General features: G+C 73.3%; 18 protein-coding genes. 10 read left to right on the forward strand and 8 right to left on the reverse strand.

The features are described 5' to 3' along the window. Positions 1-108: 108 nt before the first annotated feature. The 4 genes from ABFY07_RS19350 to ABFY07_RS19365 form a co-directional block, all read right to left on the reverse strand. Positions 109-711, reverse strand: coding sequence for an Rv1733c family protein (locus ABFY07_RS19350; protein ID WP_346175684.1), 603 nt, complete (start codon positions 709-711; stop codon positions 109-111). Positions 712-1,257: 546 nt separating this feature from the next. After that, positions 1,258-2,142, reverse strand: coding sequence for a universal stress protein (locus tag ABFY07_RS19355; RefSeq protein WP_346175685.1), 885 nt, complete (start codon positions 2,140-2,142; stop codon positions 1,258-1,260). A 104-nt stretch (positions 2,143-2,246) separates the two neighbouring features. Continuing rightward, a complete protein-coding gene (locus ABFY07_RS19360) occupies positions 2,247-2,672 on the reverse strand; it encodes an ATP-binding protein (protein ID WP_346175686.1) in 426 nt (141 codons plus the stop codon). 174 nt (positions 2,673-2,846) lie between these two features. Continuing rightward, positions 2,847-5,228, reverse strand: coding sequence for a phosphoketolase family protein (locus ABFY07_RS19365; RefSeq protein WP_346175687.1), 2,382 nt, complete (start codon positions 5,226-5,228; stop codon positions 2,847-2,849). 287 nt (positions 5,229-5,515) lie between these two features. On the opposite strand from ABFY07_RS19365, the gene ABFY07_RS19370 reads away from it, so the two are divergent. From ABFY07_RS19370 to ABFY07_RS19380, 3 genes are all read left to right on the forward strand, one after another. After that, entirely contained in the window at positions 5,516-5,965 is a 450-nt protein-coding gene (locus ABFY07_RS19370; RefSeq protein WP_346175688.1) for a cyclic nucleotide-binding domain-containing protein, read from the forward strand. A gap of 81 nt (positions 5,966-6,046) precedes the next feature. Continuing rightward, positions 6,047-6,637, forward strand: a complete 591-nt coding sequence (locus tag ABFY07_RS19375) for a TlpA family protein disulfide reductase (protein ID WP_346175689.1) — start codon at positions 6,047-6,049, stop codon at positions 6,635-6,637. A gap of 105 nt (positions 6,638-6,742) precedes the next feature. After that, positions 6,743-7,459, forward strand: coding sequence for a LuxR C-terminal-related transcriptional regulator (locus tag ABFY07_RS19380; RefSeq protein WP_346175690.1), 717 nt, complete (start codon positions 6,743-6,745; stop codon positions 7,457-7,459). 338 nt (positions 7,460-7,797) lie between these two features. On the opposite strand, the gene ABFY07_RS19385 is transcribed toward ABFY07_RS19380, so the two are convergent. Beyond that, complete coding sequence (locus tag ABFY07_RS19385) at positions 7,798-8,676, reverse strand: MOSC domain-containing protein (RefSeq protein WP_346175691.1); 879 nt, start codon at positions 8,674-8,676, stop codon at positions 7,798-7,800. Between the two features lie 224 nt (positions 8,677-8,900). After that, complete coding sequence (locus tag ABFY07_RS19390; protein ID WP_346175692.1) at positions 8,901-9,410, reverse strand: DUF6643 family protein; 510 nt, start codon at positions 9,408-9,410, stop codon at positions 8,901-8,903. A gap of 259 nt (positions 9,411-9,669) precedes the next feature. On the opposite strand from ABFY07_RS19390, the gene ABFY07_RS19395 reads away from it, so the two are divergent. Next, a complete protein-coding gene (locus ABFY07_RS19395; RefSeq protein WP_346175693.1) occupies positions 9,670-10,986 on the forward strand; it encodes a TerD family protein in 1,317 nt (438 codons plus the stop codon). A 9-nt stretch (positions 10,987-10,995) separates the two neighbouring features. On the opposite strand, the gene ABFY07_RS19400 is transcribed toward ABFY07_RS19395, so the two are convergent. Continuing rightward, positions 10,996-12,225, reverse strand: coding sequence for a glycosyltransferase (locus ABFY07_RS19400; protein WP_346175795.1), 1,230 nt, complete (start codon positions 12,223-12,225; stop codon positions 10,996-10,998). 79 nt (positions 12,226-12,304) lie between these two features. Here ABFY07_RS19400 and ABFY07_RS19405 point away from each other — a divergent pair, with 79 nt between their 5' ends. From ABFY07_RS19405 to ABFY07_RS19415, 3 genes are all read left to right on the forward strand, one after another. Then, positions 12,305-13,102, forward strand: coding sequence for a glutamate racemase (locus ABFY07_RS19405; protein WP_346175694.1), 798 nt, complete (start codon positions 12,305-12,307; stop codon positions 13,100-13,102). Between the two features lie 76 nt (positions 13,103-13,178). Next, positions 13,179-13,748 (forward strand): hypothetical protein, encoded by a 570-nt coding sequence (locus ABFY07_RS19410; RefSeq protein WP_346175695.1) that lies wholly within the window; start codon positions 13,179-13,181, stop codon positions 13,746-13,748. 121 nt (positions 13,749-13,869) lie between these two features. Then, positions 13,870-14,886 (forward strand): methyltransferase, encoded by a 1,017-nt coding sequence (locus ABFY07_RS19415; protein ID WP_346175696.1) that lies wholly within the window; start codon positions 13,870-13,872, stop codon positions 14,884-14,886. 155 nt (positions 14,887-15,041) lie between these two features. Here ABFY07_RS19415 and ABFY07_RS19420 read toward each other — a convergent pair whose 3' ends face one another. Then, positions 15,042-15,260: an MbtH family protein gene (locus tag ABFY07_RS19420; protein ID WP_346175697.1), complete on the reverse strand. Its 219-nt coding sequence runs from the start codon at positions 15,258-15,260 to the stop codon at positions 15,042-15,044. A gap of 596 nt (positions 15,261-15,856) precedes the next feature. On the opposite strand from ABFY07_RS19420, the gene hppD reads away from it, so the two are divergent. The 3 genes from hppD (at position 15,857) to ABFY07_RS19435 (ending at position 19,637) form a co-directional block, all read left to right on the forward strand. After that, positions 15,857-16,984 (forward strand): 4-hydroxyphenylpyruvate dioxygenase, encoded by a 1,128-nt coding sequence (gene hppD / locus ABFY07_RS19425; protein WP_346175698.1) that lies wholly within the window; start codon positions 15,857-15,859, stop codon positions 16,982-16,984. Between the two features lie 122 nt (positions 16,985-17,106). After that, positions 17,107-18,249 (forward strand): alpha-hydroxy acid oxidase, encoded by a 1,143-nt coding sequence (locus ABFY07_RS19430; protein ID WP_346175796.1) that lies wholly within the window; start codon positions 17,107-17,109, stop codon positions 18,247-18,249. After that, positions 18,246-19,637 carry an aminotransferase-like domain-containing protein gene (locus ABFY07_RS19435; protein WP_346175699.1) on the forward strand — a complete coding sequence of 464 codons (1,392 nt, stop codon included), beginning with the start codon at positions 18,246-18,248 and terminating at the stop codon, positions 19,635-19,637. The genes ABFY07_RS19430 and ABFY07_RS19435 overlap by 4 nt, the downstream gene beginning before the upstream one ends. Position 19,638 lies beyond the last annotated feature (1 nt).

Consider the following 19,638-nt stretch of genomic DNA (forward strand, 5'->3'; position numbering starts at 1 on the left):
GTGCCGCTGTGTTGTGAAGGCCCCACCGTAGCGTGCGCGGGACCAGCCACTGAACGCCCGGCTCCGCCTCCGCGCCTCACCTCGCGACCACGCGGTGGCACAGGGCCGTCAGCTGTCGGCACCCGCCCGGCCCCAGTCCTGGCCCGCCCGCTCCCACGCGGTGTCCCATTGGGCGAAACGCCGGCGCATCAGCCGCCATACGACCAGCCGCCGGGCGCCCTCGAACAGTCCCGCCGTGCCCGCCGCGGCCGCCGTCCCCGCCAGCACGGCATGGGTGGCGGCGGTCGCCTCGTCCAGCGGGCGGCCCGTCGGCCGGCCCCGGTCGTCGGTCCAGATGCGGAACCGCTCGCCGGCGTCGGCGCCGGGGTGGGTGCCGAGCGCGCCGGTGTGCTCACTGCCGTCCGGGCCGGTCCACTTGGCGAACACCCGGCGGTGCGCGTCACGCGTGGAGGCGGTCTCCGGGTCCGAGTCGATACGGGGGTGCGGCAGGACCTTCACCACGGTCGCGGAGACCAGATGGCGCTGCGCCCGCTGCTCGCGCACGGTCTCCCGCAGCGCCCCGTGCGTGAGCGCGCCCGTCGCCCAGCCGACGCCGGGGGCCACGAGGACGATGAGCAGCGCGGCCACGAGCGCCGCCCAGGCCTCGGCGAGGTCGGTCGGACGGCGCAGCGGGTTGCGCCGCCAGCGCCACAGTCCGCGGATCGTCCGCATGCTCACGCACCCCCTTCCCCATTCGTGGATACCGCATGACGGGCCGGAAATACGTGGATTCGTCGAAGAGAGAGCAATATCACGAGGTCGGGCCTTCCGTCGCGTAAGGTCAGCCGGTTGCCAGGGGTACCCGCCACACGAGCCGGGTACCCCCGTCCCCGGCGCTTCGATGTGCAGCGTGCCGCCGCGCAGTTCGGCCCTGGACCGCATGCTGACCAGGCCCCCGTTGGGCGTGCCGCCGGCACGTCCGTGCCGACCGGGCCCTCCACCACCGGCGACGGAACGAAGCCCGGCACGTCGGACGCCGACCGGACCGCCTTGGTCGCATCACCCAAGGATGCCCCAGTACGAGGGCGACGCCCCGCCTTGCGATGTTCCCCCCAGCTACCGCTGGGAGGTGCCCCCTGCGCCAGACGCCGCTCGCGGGCGGACGCCCCCTTTGACGACAGACCCTAGCCGCGCCGCGGGCCGAACGGGGCGCAACTGCCCAAGTCGCCGGATCCAGCCCCGCGCGCCCCGCTCAACCCTGCCGGGCGCCGGGCGCGTTCAGCCCTGCGGGACCACCGCCACCGGGCACTGCGCGTGGTGCAGCACCGCGTGGTTGACCAGACCCAGCTGCATGCCGAAGTGGCCCTGCCGCCGCCGCGCCCCCACCACCAGCAGGTCGGAGTGGGCCGAGGCGTCGAGCAGCGCCTTGCGCGGGGAGGCCTCGACCACGCGGTGCGCCACCGGTACGGGCGCCAGGGCCGCCGCCGAGGCGCCGCCCAGCGCCTCCTCCAGCAGCTCGCCGGCGCGCCGGGCCCGTTCCTCCGGGGTGCCGTGCTCCTCGCCCGCGTAGCGCCAGGCGTGCACCGCCTCCAGCTCGCAGCCGCGCAGCCGCGCCTCGCGGAGCGCGAAGGCGGTCGCGGCCGCGCCGCAGGCGGGCTCGTGCCCGGCGGGGCGCTCGCGCTCGGCGATGCCCACCGTCACCCGGCCCATCCGGCCCCGCACGTTCTCCGGGCGGCCGCGGACCACCACCACCGGACAGTGCGCACGGGCCGCGATGCCCAGCCCCACCGAGCCCAGCAGCAGGGACGCGAACTCCCCGCGCCCCCGGGAGCCCACGACCACCGCGTCCGCGCTCTGCCCGGCGCGCAGCAGGGCCGTCACCGGGTCGTCGGGGGCCACGTCCGTCATCACCTTGAGCGCCGAGGCGCGCCGCCCCGCACGCTCGGCGGCCATGGCCAGCACGGTCTCGCTGCGGATCCGCTCGGCCGGGCGGTCCGGCGAGGTCGAGGGGATGTACCCCTCGTAGCGCTCCCACAGCGAGGCGTGGACGATGCGCAGCGGCAGCCCGCGCCGGGTGGCCAGGTCGGCCGCCCAGTCCAGTGCGTCGAAGGCGGCGTCCGAACCGTCGACCCCCACCACGACGGGTAGCTCCACCGTGCCCACCGCCTCTCATATCAGCACATGGATGTGTTCCTTCCCATTGTCCTGCCGGGCGCCCGCGCGGGGCGTCGTGGCCGGTCGGCGCGCGTGGCGGGCGATGGACCGGCTCACGGCAGCCGCATGGCGAGGGTCACGACGGCCCCGACGGCGCCCGCGCTGACCGCCAGCCGGTCGGTGACCAGTCGGGTCAGCCACAGCCCGCGCCCACTGGTCGCCCCGTCCAGGCCGGGCAGGATCCGGGGGATGACATCCTCGGAGAAGCCGGGGCCCGAGTCGCTGATCCGGCACTCCAGCTCGTCCCCGACCCGCCGCAGCAGGAGAGTCCCCGCCCCGCCCGCGTGCTCCACCGCGTTGGTGGCGATCGCGTCCACGGCCAGCACGAAGTCGCCCCGGCGGGCCTCGGCCAGCCCGGCCCCGGCCGCGCACTCCTCGACCTGCACCCGCAGCAAGGGCAGTTCGCGCGCGGTGAAACGGCGCTGCAGCAGACGCTCCACGGCTCGATCGGCGGACCACAGGCGGGGTTGCGCCGGCACCGGTGCCTCCCGTTGACGAGTTCGAGTGACAGCAGGGTCGATGAAGGAGCCGAGGGTACGAGCCATCCGCCGCCCGCGCACGCCAAGACCGAGAATGGCGACCCGGATACTCAATGTGACCGAAAGTGGTCGGTCAATATCCGCAACCTGCTCGGCCGCGCACCGCTTCTTGCCTTATCCCGGCCAGCTCCACTCCGCCACCTCCGGCAGGTCCACGCCGTGCCGCCGGATCCAGTCGTGGTGCCGGTGGCGCATGTCCGCCATCTCCTGGCGCAGCCCGGCGGCGCGGACCGCGAGCCCCGGCACCCGGTCCAGCACATCCATGACCAGCCGGTAGCGGTCCAGGTCGTTGCGCACCACCATGTCGAAGGGCGTGGTCGTGGTGCCCATCTCCTTGTAGCCGCGCACATGCATCCCCGGATGGACGGCCCGCCGGTAGGTCAGCCGGTGGATCAGCCACGGGTAGCCGTGATAGGCGAAGATCACCGGCCGGTCGCGGGTGAACACCGCGTCGAACTCGTGGTCCGACAGCCCGTGCGGATGCTCCTCACGCGGCGCCAGCCTGGTCATGTCGACGACGTTCACCACCCGCACGGCCAGCTCCGGCAGGCGCGTGCGCAGCAGCGACGCAGCCGCCAGCGTCTCCTGGGTGGGCACGTCCCCCGCGCAGGCGAGCACCACCTCCGGCTCCCCGCCCGGGCGCTCCGTCCCCGCCCACTCCCAGATGCCGAGGCCGCGCGCGCAGTGGTCGCGCGCCTGCTCCAGGCCGAGCCAGTCGAAGCAGGGCTGCTTGCCCGCCACCACCACGTTGACCACGTCCCGGGTGCGCAGCACATGGTCGGCCACGCACAGCAGGGTGTTGGTGTCCGGCGGGAGGTAGACGCGCACCGTGTGCGGGTCCTTGTTGAGGATGTGATCGATGAAGCCGGGGTCCTGGTGCGAGAAGCCGTTGTGGTCCTGCCGCCAGGCGTGCGAGGTCAGCAGGTAGTTCAGGGCGGCGATCGGGGCCCGCCACGGGACGGTGCGGGCCGTCTGGACCCACTTGACGTGCTGCGAGGCCATGCTGGCGACGATGTGGGTGAACGCCTCGTACGAGGAGAACAGACCGTGCCGCCCGGTCAGCAGATACCCCTCCAGCCAGCCCTGGCACAGATGCTCCGACAGCACCTCCATGACCCGCCCGTGCGGCCCCAGATGCTCGTCCGTCGCCACCGTCTCGGCCTGCCAGGCCTTGTCCGTGACCGCGTACACGTCCTGCAGCCGGTTGGACGCCGTCTCGTCCGGCCCCACCAGGCGGAAGTCGCGGCGCTCGGCCGTGTCGGCCATCACCTGGCGCAGCATCCCGCCCAGCACCCGCGTCGGCTCGTGCAGCCGCGTGCCGGGCTTGTCCACGGCGACGGAGTGGTCGGTCAGGTCCGGCAGCGGCAGCTCGCGCAGCAGCCGGCCGCCGTTGGCGTGCGGATTGGAGCCCAGCCTGCGGTCGCCGGACGGCACACAGGCCAGCACCTCGGGGCTGGGCCGGCCGTCGGCGCCGAACAGCTCCTCCGGCCGGTACGAGCGCAGCCACTCCTCCAGCTGCCGCAGCCGCCCGGGATCCTCCCGCACCCCGGCCAGCGGCACCTGGTGGGCCCGCCAGGTGCCCTCCACGGGCACCCCGTCCACCTCCGCCGGGCCCGTCCAGCCCTTGGGCGTGCGCAACACGATCATCGGCCAGTGCGGCCGCCGCCGCGCCCCGTCGCCCTCGCGCGCCGCCCGCTGGAAGGCGGCGATCCGGTCCAGCGCGAGGTCCAGCGCCGCCGCCATGTCCTGGTGCGCCCGGGCCGGGTCCTCGCCCGCGACCGCGGTGACGTACAGCGGCTCGTGGCCGTAGCCGCGCAGCAGGTCGTCCAGCTCCCCCTTGGGCAGCCGGGCCAGCACCGTCGGATTGGCGATCTTGTAGCCGTTGAGGTGCAGCACCGGCAGCACCGCGCCGTCGTGCACCGGATCCAGGAACTTGTTGGAGTGCCACGAGGTGGCCAGCGGCCCGGTCTCCGCCTCCCCGTCGCCGACCACACAGGTGACCACCAGATCGGGGTTGTCCAGCGCCGCCCCGTAGGCGTGCGCGAGCGAGTAGCCGAGCTCCCCGCCCTCGTGAAACGAGCCGGGCGCCTGCGGCGCGGCATGGCTCGGCACCCCGCCGGGCGTGGAGAACCGGCGGAACAGCCGCGTCATCCCCGCCAGGTCCCGCCCCATGTCCGGGCACAGCTCCCCGTACGTGCCCTCCAGCCAGGCCCCGGCGAACACGGCCGGCCCGCCGTGGCCCGGGCCCCACACGCACACCGCGTCCAGGTCCCGCGCCGAGATCACCCGGTTCATGTGCGTGTAGACGAGATTCAGCCCCGGGCAGGTACCCCAGTGGCCCAGCAGCCGCGGTTTGATGTGCTCGGGCCGCAGCGGCTCGGCCAGCAGCGGATTGCCGGTCAGATAGATCTGGGCCGCCGCCAGGTAGTTCAGCGCGCGCCAGTGGCGGTCCAGGGTGCTCAGGTCGTGGTCGGTGAGGGTGGCTTGCGGTCCCATGACGTGCCTCCGTGAGAGCGGGCGGCCTCCAGGGAGCGGCTTCCCTCCGGGCGCCCGGACACACAGCCGCCCCGGAGATCGGCCGGAAGCCGCTCCGGCTCCACTCTCGGGCCGCCGCCCGGACACCGTGAGGGGCCACCCGGTACCCGCGCCCGGGCTGTTCGGCCCGTAGTCATGGGCGGGCCCCTGGGACGACCATGCCACACGAGGGGTACCGCCGCCCGGCGGCCCGCCCACACGGTCCGCTCCGAAGGGCGTGGCGGAGCGGAAGACGGCACAGTGAGGTCATGATGGGACTTCTCAGCTCACTGAAGGCGGAACACCGCGAACGGCTGATGACGCTCGCCCGCGAGGTGTCCTTCCCCTCCGGCGCCCGCATCTTCGAGGAGGGCCGCAAGGCCGACCGCTTCTGGATCATCCGCACCGGCGCGGTCACCCTCGATCTGCACGTTCCCGGCCGGCGCGCCGCCGTGATCGAGACGCTCGGCCCCGGTGAGCTGATCGGGTGGTCCTGGCTCTTCCCGCCGGACACCTGGCACCTGGGCGCCGAGGCGCTCAGCCCGGTGCGCGCCCATGAATTCAACGCCGAGGCGGTGCGCCGGCTGTGCGACGAGGACACCGAGCTCGGATACGCGCTCGCCCTCGCCTGCGCCCAGGTGATCGGACGCCGGCTCCAGGCCGCCCGCACCCGGCTGCTCGACCTGTACGGGCCGTACGCCGGCGGCATATCGCCCTGACCGGCTCCCGGGCCGGCGCGGACCGCGGCGGACCGCGGGCCCGGCCGTCCCGGCGCCCGTGCGACCTGCGAAGCTGATCACATGAACACCCGTCATGTCTCCTCCGGGGCGGCCGCCGCGCTGGCCGCCGCCCTCCTCCTGTCGGCCTGCGGGACGGAGGCGGGCTTCGATGACACCTCCAAGTCCGGCGGTGGCAACGAAGTGATCAGCAGGTTCTCCCCGGACGAGCGCGAGCCCCTGCGGGGCATCTCCGGCACCACCCTCGAGGGCAAGCCCCTGGACCTCGCCGACTACAAGGGCAAGGTCCTCGTGGTCAACATCTGGGGCTCCAACTGCGGGCCGTGCCGGGCCGAGGCGCCCAATCTGGTGAAGGTGGCGAAGGACACCGAGGCCGAGGGCGTACGGTTCGTCGGGATCAACACCCGGGACCCGAGCCGGGAGGCGGCCCGCAGGTTCGAGGAGGAGTACGGCGTCCCGTACCCCAGCCTCTACGACCAGATGGGCCGGATCGTGCTCAGGTTCCCCCGGGGCAGCGTCAACCCGCAGGCCATCCCCTCGACGGTCTTCCTCGACCGCAGCGGACGGCTGGCCGCCCGCGCCCTGGCCCCGCTGAGCGAGCGGGACCTGCGCGCGGTCCTGCGGCCCCTCGTCGCGGAGAAGAAGACGGCTTGAGGCTGGAGGACGGACGGCCTGAAGACACCTCATGCGGCCTGAGGAGGGCCTGGAACACGGCCTGAAGACCTCCTGAGGGCCGAACGGCCCCTTACCCCGCGCGCCATGGAGGGAGAGCCAGTGGCGCAGGCAGCCGAGCCCGCGGGGCCGGCGGAACGCATCGGGGTCTTCCTGCTCGACGACCACGAAGTGGTGCGCCGCGGCCTGCGCGACCTGCTCGACGCGGAGCCCGACCTGTGCGTGGTGGGCGAGGCGGCCACCACGCGCGAGGCCATCAACCGCGCCCCCGCCGTCCGGCCCAGGGTCGCGGTGCTCGATGCGCGGCTCGGCTCCTCGGACGACGGCGGTGGCCACGAGGGCATCGAGGCGTGCCGCGCGCTGCGGGCCCGGCTGCCGCGGCTGGCCTGCCTGATGCTCACCTCCTTCGACGACGACGAGGCGCTCCTCGATGCCGTCATGGCGGGCGCGGCCGGCTATGTGCTCAAGCAGATCAACGGCTCCGCCGTGGTCTCGGCCGTACGCACGGTGGCCTGCGGCGGCTCCATGCTGGACCCGGGCGCGACCGCGCGCGTGATGGCCCGGCTGCGCGGGCCGCGGCCCAGCGGGCCGGCGGAGCTGGAGCGGCTGTCGCCGCGCGAGCGGGAGATCCTGGAACTCATCGGCGAAGGGCTGACCAACCGCCAGATCGCCGAGCGGCTGTTCCTCGCCGAGAAGACGGTCGAGCACCGCATCTCGGCGATCCTGTCCAAGCTGGGCGTGGGACGGCGCGTCCAGGCCGCGGTCATCGCCGAGCGCATCAGGGACCGCCGCACCGGCGAGTGACCAGCCGGGCCCGGCGAGTGAACGCGGGCCGGCGGACGGCGAGGCAGCAGACGGCGGGGGGAGCGGGTGGCGGGGGAGTGGACGCCCGGGCCGGACGCCCGGGCGGCGCGCGCCGCGGAAGAGCGGGCGCCGGGGTGACGTCGCGTGGGGCGCGGGCCGGACTCCCCTTCCGGCCTCGCGCCCCACGCCACACAGGGGCCGCCCGTCCGAGGTGCTCGTCACCGCAGTGGAGTGAGAGCCCGGCGTGCCCCTGTGGTGAGGATGGTCCCAGGTGCCGCTGATCAGCATCGGCCTGCCGACCACGCGCCGGAAAGGGCCGAACGGCCCTGATCCCACCCCTAGTCGAGGATCTCCACCGGATCGCCGACGCGCAGCCTGGCCACCGGGCCCGCACCCCGGGACGCCCCGGAGGGCCCGGGGAGCTCCGGGACCAGGTTCTGGCCGAAGAGCAGCTGATCGCCGGCGCGCCGGTGGCGGGCCAGCGTGCGCAGCGGCTCCTTGCCGCGCTCGGCGGTCTCCTGGTCGGTGGTGGTGATCACGCATCGGGCACAGGGCTTGGTGACCCGGAAGACGACCTCGCCGATCCGTATCCGCCGCCAGTCGTCCTCGGCCCAGGGCGCCGTGCCCTCCACGACGACATTCGGCCGGAAGCGGTTCATCGGCAGCGGCCCCTCGTCCGGGTGATCCCCTTGGGCGATGAGCGAGTTGAGCGCGTCCAGCGACGCGGTCGTGGTGAGCAGCAGCGGGAACTCGTCGGCGAGGCTCACGGTCTCGCCCCCGCGCGCGTACTCCGCGTTCAGCGGCCGGCGGAGCGCAGGGTCGTCCAGATGGACCAGGCGGACCGCGGAGCCCAGGAAGCCGCTGAACCACGCGTCGGCCGCGGCGCCGGCCGAGACCACCTCGACCGCCTCCCGGTGCAGCCGCACGGTCGTCAGCGCCCCCGCGTCGTCCCCCGGCCCGGGCGGGGCCGGGACGGTCAGCGGCTCACGTCCGGGCGCGCCGAGCCGGATGCCCCCACCGGGCAGCGGCTCGGCGGAGACCAGGGCCAGGCTCGCCTGCTGGCGCTGCGTCACATACCGTCCGCCCGCGGCCTCGACGACCATCCACCTCCGGTCGCCGACGAGCCCCCACGGCTCGACGACCGCCTCGCGGGCGGCGACCCCCGAGGCCGACTTGACCGGGTACACGTGGATGGCGCTCAGCGCTGGAATGACCATGGGGCCATCCTGCCAGCGGCCTCCGACAGCACCATCCCCACGCGACATGACACCGTGGCACCGACGCCGTCACGCCCACGCCGTCACACCGACCGCGGCTCCGGCTCCCCCGGGGGCCGGGGGCCGCCCGGCCCGCTCCCGCGGGCGCCGGAGCCGACCGGCGCGGCGCCTGCGGGAGCCGGGCACCGTCAGGCCGGGAAGCCCCGTTACACGCGCCGGGAGGCTCAGTAGCCGCCCCCCGGCTGCTGCGGCCGCCCCTGGTACTGCTGACGGCCGTACGGGTCCTCGTACGGCGACGGCGCGGGGGCGGCCGGACGGGGCGCGGCGGGGCGCGGCATGGCCGGCCGCATCGCCTCGTACCCGGCGGGCGCCGCCGGACGCTGCTGCTGCGGGGGCTGCTGCGCCCCCGGGTAGCCGCGCGGGCCCGTCGACTGCGGCGGGATGTACGGCGAGGGTGCCTGCTGCAGCCCGCCGGGCTGCGGCTGCCCACCACCCGCCTGGTACCCCTGCGCGGGCGGGTACGAGGAGGGCGACGGGGAGGGCGCGGCCGGCAGGGCCGGCAGCGCGGAGGGCAGCGCCGGGAGATGGCTGCCGGTGTCATACGGCGGGGCCACCCGGATGGGCGCGATCTGCGGTGTCCCCCGCTCGGCGACGAGACTGTCGTAGATGGGGGTGTCCGCGAAGGACGACGAGGAGTAGTAGCCGCTGCCGTAGCTACCGCGGGGGGAGGTCATAGTCCATAAGTTAAGCCCACGATGTGCCGATTGGGGAGTCCGGTAAGAGGGTTGTTTCACCGGCTGGGAGCGGTCGGGGTTCCCCAATCCGAGCGAACCCGGGAAAAACGGTCGCCAGGGTACGTTGAGATCCTGTAAAGAGCACGTTTTCCAGGGGTTACCGGGGTGCGATCCGCTGAGCGGACGGAACCTCAGGCAGGATCGTCTTCTGCCGGGTGCCACCCCGGTGGTCCGACGAACAGAAAGGCAGGGGGACAGCATGGCGATGCGCAAAGGCAGCAACGTTCCGGTTCCGGCGTCGGCGGTGCGGGTCGAACTGGGCTGGCGCACCGGCCCGGGGGTGCCGGACGTCGACGCCTCGGCGCTGCTGCTGGCATCCGGAAAGGTCCGCTCCGACGCGGACTTCGTCTTCTACAACCAACCGGCGCACTCCTCGGGCGCCGTGCGCCACGAAGGCAAGCGGACCGCCGGTGACACCGTGACCGACACCCTTGCGGTGGACCTCGCCCGGGTCGAGCCCGCCATCGAGACCGTGGTGCTCGCCGCCTCGGCGGACGGCGGCGGCTTCGGCCGGGTCCCGGGCCTGTGCATCCGGGTGCTGGACGCCTCGGGCGGCGCGGAGATCGCCCGGTTCGACAGCGAGGACGCCACCGTCGAGACCGCGTTCGTGCTCGGCGAGCTCTACCGCAGACAGGGCGCGTGGAAATTCCGCGCGGTCGGCCAGGGCTACAGCAGCGGACTCGAGGGCCTCGCCACGGACTTCGGCATCAGCGTCGACGAGCCCCAGCACACCTCCGCCGCCCCGGCAGCGCCCGTACCGCACTCCGTGCCGCTCCCGCCCCCGCCGCCCGCCGGAGCCGCCGCGCCGCTCCCGCCGCCCCCGGCCACCGCACCCCCGGCCCCCGCGCACACGCCCCCCGGCGCCGCTCCCGCCCCGGTCAGCCTGTCCAAGGTCACCCTGACCAAGGAGGCCCCCTCCGTCTCGCTCGCCAAGCAGGGCGGCACCTCCGGTGCCATGCGGGTGAACCTCAACTGGCAGGTGCGCAAACAGTTCAAGGGCTGGGGCCACAAGCTCGGCAAGGCCATCGCCATGCACGGAGACCTCGACCTCGACCTGGGCGCGCTGTTCGAACTCGCCGACGGCAGCAAGGGCGTGGTCCAGGCGCTCGGCAACACCTTCGGCTCGCTGCACCAGCCGCCGTTCATCCACCTCGACGCGGACGACCGCACCGGCGCCCGGGCGTCCGGCGAGAACCTCACCATCAACCTCGACCACATCAGCGCGTTCCGCCGCATCCTGGTCTTCGTCACGATCTACGAGGGCGCCCGCAGCTTCGCCAACCTCAACGCCACGGTGACCCTGCAGCCGCAGCACGGCGCGCCCATCGACTTCTCGCTCGACGAGTGCACCGTCCCCTCCCCGGTCTGCGCCCTCGCGCTGATCACCAACACCGGAGGAGACCTCGTGGTCCAGCGCGAAGCCCGCTACCTGGTGCCCGAGCGCGGTGTCAGCCCGCAGCGCACCCTCGACCACGCGTACGGCTGGGGCATGAACTGGACACCCGGCCGCAAGTGAGACGGCCCGTCAGGGCGCGGCGCCGGGGCGGGCGTAGGTACGCCCCTTCCACGCCGCGCCGCGCCCCTGACAGTGCCGCACCGCCGAATCCACGGTCATCAGCAGATAGAGCAGCGCCGTGACCGGCAGCAGCGGGGCCAGCCACAGCGTCTGCCGGTAGTAGCGCAGCATCGGCACGTACGTCGCGGCCATCAGCGCCCACGCGCCGCCGCCCGCCGCCCACAGTCCCGGGCGGCCCTCGACCAGCCCCGCGCCCAGCGCCGCCGGGGGCACCAGATACACCAGCGCCAGCCCCGCCACCGCGGCCACCAGCAGCAGCGGCTGGTGCCGCAGCTGCGCATAGGCGCTGCGCGACACCATCCGCCACAGCTCACCCAGCCGCGGATACGGCCGCACGCTGTCCACCCGGTCCGCCAGCCCCAGCCAGATCCGCCCGCCGCTCCGCTTCACCGCGCGGGCCAGCGCCACGTCGTCGATGACCGCGTGCCGGATCGCCTCGGGCACCCGGGCGCGCTCGGCCGCCTCCCGCCGCAGCAGCACACACCCACCCGCGGCCGCCGCCGTCCGCGCCCCCGCCCGGTTGACCCACCGGAACGGATACAGCTGCGCGAAGAAGTACACGAACGCGGGCACGATCAGCCGCTCCCACACCGTCACCACCCGCAGCCGCGCCATCTGCGACACCACATCCAGCCCGGAGCCGCGCGCCGCCCGCACCAACTCGCGCAGGGAGTCCGGCTCATGCGCGATGTCCGCGTCGGTCAGCAGCAGATACTCCGTGTCCGGGCGGGCCGCGGCGAGCGTCATGCCATGGCGCACCGCCCACAGCTTGCCCGTCCAGCCCGGCGGCGGCTCACCGGGCGAGTCCACGGTCAGCGGCGGCCCGCCGTGTTCCTCGGCCAGGGCACGCGCCAGCTTGCCCGTGCCGTCCGTGCTGCCGTCGTCCACGAGGAAGATCTCCACCGGCCCCGGATAGTCCTGCGCCAGCAACGACGGCAGGCTCATCGGGAGGACTGCGGCCTCGTCCCGGGCCGGCACGACGACGGCGACCGACGGCCAGCACTCCTCACCGCCGGGGGCGCCCCCGGCGGTCCCGGCCGCGTCGCCGGAACCGGCGGGGGCGCCGCCGCCGGGGCCGGGCGCGTCGCCGCGGGGCAGCCGTACGTCCGTACGCCAGAAGAAGCCCTGGCCCAGCAGCAGCCACAGCCACGCGGCAAGGGATCCCACGGCCGTCCACATCAGCGCGTCCACCGTGGCAGTCTGCCCGAACGGGGGCCCGGTCGCAGGGAGCATCGGACCGATCCATTAAAGTGACCGGGTGAAGATCGCGCTCATGGACTCCGGAATCGGCCTGCTCCCGGCAGCGGCCGCGGTGCACCGGCTCCGGCCGGACGCCGATCTCGTGCTCTCCTCCGACCCGGACAGCATGCCCTGGGGCCCCCGCACCCCCGAAGACGTCACCCAGCGCGCGCTGGCCTGCGTCCGCGCCGCCGCCGCGCACCGCCCCGACGCCGTGATCATCGCCTGCAACACCGCTTCCGTGCACGCCCTGCCCGCCCTGCGGGCCGAGTTCGAGCCGGGGCTGCCGGTCATCGGGACCGTACCGGCGATCAAGCCCGCGGCGGCCGGTGGCGGACCCGTCGCGATCTGGGCCACCCCCGCCACCACGGGCAGCCCCTACCAGCGCCGACTCATCCGCGACTTCGCCGACGGGGTCCAGGTGACCGAGGTGGCCTGCCCGGGGCTCGCCGAGGCCGTCCAGTGGGCCGACTCGGCGGCGATCGACGCCGCCGTGGCCGACGCCGCGGCCCGCACCCCCCGCGACATCCGGGCCCTGGTCCTGGGCTGCACCCACTACGAGCTGGTCGCCGACCGGATCCGGGCCGCCGTCCAGCCGGCCGGCGCCCCGCCGATCGCCCTCCACGGCTCCGCCGGGGCCGTCGCCGCCCAGGCCCTGCGCCGGATCGGCACCACCCCCGCCTCCCCGGCCCCGACGCCCCTCCCCGAGGGACGGCTCACCGTGATCCTCAGCGGCCGCGAGGCCGCCCTCCCGGATGTCGCCCTCGCCTACACCGAGGGCCGCCTGCTGGCGCGCGAACCCCTGGCCCGCGGCTGACCCGGCCCGGCGGGGGGGGCGACCGAACCCTCGCAGTCCCCTGCCGGGGTAGCGGAACGTGAGTACGCTGCCAGCTATGAGGCACCACCGTGAGGGCGACGAGCACGACGAGCGGGCCGCGGCCCATCGGCCACCCGCGGTCTGGACCGGGCGCGCGCACAATCGCGCCCAGTGGCTGCTGGCCGCGGGGGGCGCCGCCTGTGTGGCGCTCGGGATCGACCTGGCCGTCGACTCCCCCTGGACCTCGGGCCTGGCCCCGCTCCTGATGTCCGTGATCGGCTGCCTCGCGGCCGGCCTGCTGATGCTCTTCGGCACCCTGGCCTTCGTGCACGTGGCCGTGCGGGTCGACGAGGAGGCCCTGGAGGTGCGCTGCGGCCACATGGGCCTGCCCCGGCGCCGCATCCCCCTCAACGACGTGGTCCACGCGGACTTCGCCCCCCGGGTCACCCCACGCCAGTGGGGCGGCTGGGGCTACCGCTGGCGCCCGGAGAAGGGCACCGCGGTGATCGTGCGCCGCGGCGAGGGCCTGGTGGTCCGGCTCGGCGACGGCCGGATCTTCACCGTCACGGTGGACGACGCCGAGGCCGCGGTCCGGGTGATCCGCGACCGCCTGCGCGGCATCACGGCCGGGGCCTCCCAGGCCTAAGCCGAAACCCATCAGCGGCCCGGAAGGTACGACCTTCCGGGCCGTTCCCCCGTTCGGCCCCGTACCACCCGGCCCCATGTGGTCCGGATACGAACGAAACCGTTACGAGAGAGGTCGGCAGATGAGCGCACTCACACCGGAAGCAGTGCTCGCGGACTACCTGGCCCTGGCGGACGACAGCTGTGTGGCCGTGCTGCCGCACGTACTGCGCATCACGGCCGAACTCGGGATCGCCGAGGTTCTCGCGGCCGACACCATGACCGTCGAGGACATAGCCACCGCCACCGACGCGGACACCGAGGCCCTTTACCGCCTGCTGCGCGCCCTGGTCTCGGTCGGCGTGCTCCTGGAGGACCCGGCCCGCTCCTTCCGGCTGACCGAGACCGGACACCGCCTCCGCGCGGACGCCCCCGACAGCGTCCGCGAATCCGTGCTGAACGCCGACTCCCAGCGGGCCTGGCTCCACGGCATCGAAACCATCCGCAGCGGGCGCTCGGTCTTCGACAGCGTCCACGGCGGGGATTTCTTCGGCCACAAGAATTCCGACGGCGACGCCGACCGGGCCTTCCTGCGCCGCATGAGGGAGCGGACCGGACGGCTGTACGGACAATTCTCCGCGACGCCCGACTGGCGGCAGTCGGACGTGGTCATGGACATCGGAGGCGGCGACGGCTTCATGCTGGAACGCATTCTGCGCGAAGCCGATCACGTCAAGGGAATTCTCTTCGACCGGCCCTCGGTCATCGATATGGTCGGGAACGCCGAGCACATCCGCTCGCTGGGAGAGCGCTGCCGGCTGGAGAAAGGCGACTTCTTCGAAGCACTGCCGTCAGGGGCCGACACCCACATGCTGTGCAGCGTGCTGCACGACTGGACGGACAGCCAAGTGATCACCATTCTGCGCAACAGCAGGAAAGCGCTGCGGGACGGCGGACGGCTGCTGATCGTGGAAATGCTCGTGCCGGAGAACCACGAATGGCACCCCAGCCGCTGGAGCGACATCGGTATGATGGTGCTCACCGGCGGTCGTGAACGAACGGCGAAGGAATTCACGACCCTGCTCGGCGAGTCCGGTTTCACCCTCTCCGGCGTGACCCCGATTCCGAATTCATACTTCTCGGTGCTCGAAGCACAATAGACCGCGGGCGATCCGGGAGAGCCGGTCAGGAGAGATCGAGGCTCTCCGCCGTCCGGCTCGACCGGCTGGGCCAGGCCGTGGCTCACTCACCGCCTGGCCCCCTCGGCGGGTGGGACTCCGCCGGATTCCCGATCGGCCCGCGAAGCCGAGACGTGTTACGAGGACGCACCATTCATGGCGTCGACCAGGCTTCGGGGACGCATGTCGGTCCAGTGCTCGTTGATGTAGTCGAGGCACGCCTGCCGGCTGTCCTTGCCGTGCACGGGTACCCAGCCGGCGGGCACCTCCACGAAGGCCGGCCACAGGGAGTGCTGGCCTTCGTCGTTGACGAGTACCAGGTACTTGCCGTCGGGGTCTTCGAACGGGTTGGTCATGGGTTTCCTCCACTCGAGCGAGGATCAGGCACTGGATGAGCCCCTCTTGCCGGTCCGGACTCGTCCTCCACGGGATTCTCTCTCCAGGACAAGGAAACGCCGATTATGGCGTCGACCGCTCCCGGAACCCCACGTGGGCGCAGTGTATGCACCAAGTCTGCCGGGACGTCCACGGTTTGCCGGATCCTGCCGCTCAAACTGCCTTATTTGCCTGGTGCTTCGGCAAGAGGTCCAGCCACGCCGTGTCAGGCCCGCTCGGGGTCGGCGAAGCGCCCGTACGGATGGGGCGGCGGCCACGTCGAGAGGAACGTACGGTTCCCAGCTCCGAGTCGCGGCCCCGGGAACCGACTCCGGGCAGCGGGAATGTGTCCGCGAACCCGGCGGGGCCGACATCGTCGCCCACCGGCTCTCGACCATTCGGGACGTGGATGCCATCGTGGTGACGGAGGAGGGCTCGAACGCCGAGCCGGCATCCGTGGTGGCCTTGTTCTCTGTCGACCTCCGAACTTCCTGATACTTTCCGGAACCGAGACCAGCGCGAGACCAGTCGGAGCAACTCCAAGGAATCCTGCAGGAATCAAGGAGCGCATTTCACCATGTCTGACGGCGCCACCCTCGACACTCCCGACATATCCTCCACCTCCACCTCCGCCACCCCCGCCGCCGATCCCGTCCTGGACCACATCGAGTTCTTCGTGGCCGATCTCGAGGCGACGGTCGGTCAACTGTCCTTGGGCTACGGACTCCAGGTCCTCGTACCGCCGACCCGCGGCAGCCGCCGGGGCGACCACCGCTCCGCGCTGCTGGGGCGCGGCCGGATCCGACTGCTGCTGACGCAGGCGCTCTCCGGTGACCACCCCGCGCGGAGCTATGTCGAGCGCCACGGCGACGGGGTCGCCGACATCGCTCTGCGCGTGGCCGACGCGCGCGCCGCGCACGCCGAACTGCTGTCCCGCGGGGCCGTGGAGGTGTCGCCGCCGCGGGACGAGGACGGCTGTGTGACCGCGGCGGTCGCCGGCTTCGGGGATGTGGTCCACACGTTGGTGGAGCGGCGCCCCGGCGGGGCGGCGGACCGACTTCCCGGCCTGCCCGCGCCACGCCCGCTGACGGCCGGGGATCCGGTCGGGCTGTTGAACGTCGACCACTTCGCGGTGTGTCTCCCGCTGGGCGAGCTGACCTCGACCGCGAGCTTCTACACCGATGTCTTCGCCATGCCGGTGGTCTTCAAGGAACGCATCGAAGTCGGCCCGATGGGGATGGACTCGGCCGTGGTGCAGAGCCGCGGCGGCGAGCTGACCTTCACGCTGATCGAGCCGATGCCGGGGGCGCGCGCGGGGCAGATCGAGAGCTTCCTCGCCGACCACGGCGGGGCGGGGGTGCAGCACGTCGCCTTCGCGACGGAGGACATCGCGCACAGCGTCGGCGCGATGGGCGGCCTCGGCGTGCCCTTCTTGAGCACCCCGTCGACGTACTACGATCTGCTCACCGCTCGGCTGACGCCGCTGCGCCACTCGGTGGACCGACTCAGGGAGTTGAGTGTGCTGGTGGACGAGGACCACGACGGTCAGCTCTTCCAGATATTCACCCGCTCCGTACACCCTCGCGGGACGTTCTTCTTCGAGGTCATCGAGCGCATCCGGGCCCGTACGTTCGGCAGCAACAACATCCGGGCGCTCTACGAGGCGATCGAGCTGCAGCGCGCCGCGAAGGGGCAGGCGGAGTGACGACGCTCCCCGGCGGCCAGGGATCGGACGACCACGTGGGCACCGGCGGCCAGGGATCGGACGACCACGTGGGCACCGTCGGCCAGGGATCGGACGACCATGTGGGCACGGAGTCCCCCCACATGGGCGCGGAGTCCTCCGATCCGCTCGCCGCCGCCCTCTCCGTGGCCGACTTCGCGGATCTCGCGCGGACGGCGCTCGGCGAGGAGCTCTGGGACTGGCTGGAGGGCGGTGCCGAGCGGGAGCGGACGCTGGCCGGCAACCGCGACGCCTTCGCGAGCGTCGCGGTGTTGCCCCGGGTGCTCACCGATGTGTCCTCCTGCGACCCGGCCTGCTCCCTGGTGCGCAGCCCGGCCGCGCTGCCGGTGGCCGTGGCGCCGATCGCGTATCAGCGCCTGTTCCACGCCGAGGGGGAGCTCGCGGTCGCGCGGGCGGCGGCGGACAGCGGGCTGCCCTACACGGTGTCCACGCTGAGCAGCGTCCCCATGGAGGAGATCGCGGCCACCGGCGCCACCACCTGGTTCCAGCTCTACTGGCTGCGGGACAAGGGCGCCGTCCTCGACCTGGTCCAGCGGGCCGAGGCGATCGGGAGCGAGGCGCTGGTGCTGACCGTGGACGTGCCGGTCATGGGCCGGAGGCTGCGCGACATGAGGCACGGCTTCGCGCTTCCCCCGACGATCCGGGCGGCCAACCTGGACGGCGGTGGCATGAGCCGTGCCCACGAGCGAGTCGACGGCGGCTCGGCCGTGGCGGCCCACACCGCTTCCGCGTTCGCGCCCTCGCTCACCTGGCATGACGTCGAGTGGCTGCGGGAGCGGACCCGGCTGCCCCTGGTGCTCAAGGGGCTGTCGCACCCGGCCGACGCCCTGCGCGCGGCCGAGCTCGGGGCGGCGGCGGTGGTGGTGTCCAACCACGGAGGGCGGCAGCTGGACGGGGCCGCGCCCTCGGCCGTGGCGCTGCCCGCTGTCGTGGAGGCGGTCGAGGGCGCCTTCGGGGAGAGCTGCCAGGTGCTGGTCGACAGCGGGATACGCGGCGGGGCGGACGTGTTGCGCGCGCTGGCGCTGGGCGCCTCCGGAGTGCTGCTGGGCCGGCCGGTCCTGTGGGGACTGGCGGCCGGCGGCCAGGCGGGGTGCGCGCGGGTGCTGTCGCTGCTGGGGGAGGAGTTCCGGCACGCCATGGCGCTGTCGGGCTGCCCCGACCTGGCCGCCGCTGCCCGACTGCGGACGACGACCATGCCATGCCACTGTGGGGGTGAGCACCAATGACCGATTCCGGCGTCCCCGAGCTTGATGTCCCCGAGCCTGATGTCCACAAGCCAGATGTCCACGAGCCCGGCGTCCGCGGGGCCGATGTCCACGACATGCGGCTGTCGCGGCTGCACGGCTCGCTCGCCGATCCCGCGATGGCCTCGATGAACTTCCTCAACGAGGTCGCCATCCGGTTTCCGAACGCCATCTCGTTCGCGGCCGGGCGGCCGAGCGAGGAGTTCCTGGACTTCGCCGAAGTGCACCGCTACGTGGACGTCTTCATCGACCACCTCCGCCGCGACCGGGGCATGACCGAGGCGGAGGCGAAGCGGACGGTCCTTCAGTACGGCCGGACCAAGGGCATCATCCACGAGCTGGTCGGCAGGCATCTGGAGGTCGACGAGGGGATCTCGGTCTCCAGCGATTCGCTCGTCATCACGGTCGGCTGCCAGGAGGCGATGTTCCTGGTGCTGCGCGCCCTGCGGACCGGCCCGCGGGACGTCGTCCTCGCGGTCTCGCCCACGTACGTCGGGCTGACGGGCGCGGCGCGCCTGGTCGACCTGCCCGTGCGCCCGGTGCGCGGGGGCGACCGGGGGATCGACTTCGAGGACCTCGGCGTGCGGATCGCCGAGGCCCGCGCCGCGGGCCTGCGGCCACGCGCCCTGTACATCGTGCCGGATGTGGCCAACCCGACCGGCATCAGCCTGGATCTCGAGGCGCGGCGGGAGCTGCTGCGGGTGGCCGAGGCGGAGGATCTGCTCCTGCTGGAGGACAACGCGTACGGGGTGTTCGCCGGGGAGGGCAGGCTGCCGTCGCTGAAGGCGCTGGACACCGGGCGGCGGGTGGTCCGGCTCGGCTCGTTCGCCAAGACGGTGCTGCCGGGGGCCCGCGTGGGCTACGCGGTCGCCGATCAGCGCGTGGTGGACGAGGACGGCGGCACCTCGCTCCTGGCCGACCACCTCTCCACCATCAAGAGCATGCTCACGGTGAACACCTCGCCCTGGTCCCAGGCCGTGGTCGGCGGGGCGCTGGTGGCCCACGACTACAGCCTGCCGGCCGCGAACCGCCGGGAGATCGAGGTCTACCAGCGCAATCTGCGCCTCGTCCTCGCGGGGCTGGCCCGCCGCTTCCCCAGGGATGCGGAGCGGGGGCCCCGGATCTCCTGGAACACCCCCACCGGCGGGTTCTTCCTCACCCTGACGGTGCCTTTCCGGGCGGACGACGCGCTGCTGGAGTACTCCGCCAAGGAGCACGGGGTGCTGTGGACCCCCATGTCCCACTTCTACGGGGGCGACGGCGGGTACGAGCAGATCCGGCTGTCCCTGAGCCAGCTCACCCCGGAGACCATCGAGGCCGGTCTCGACCGGCTGGCGGCCCTGATACGGGAGTGTTCCGCGACGAGGTGAG

The organism is Streptomyces sparsogenes subsp. cuspidosporus, assembly GCF_039532705.1.
Taxonomy (GTDB): domain Bacteria; phylum Actinomycetota; class Actinomycetes; order Streptomycetales; family Streptomycetaceae; genus Streptomyces; species Streptomyces sparsogenes.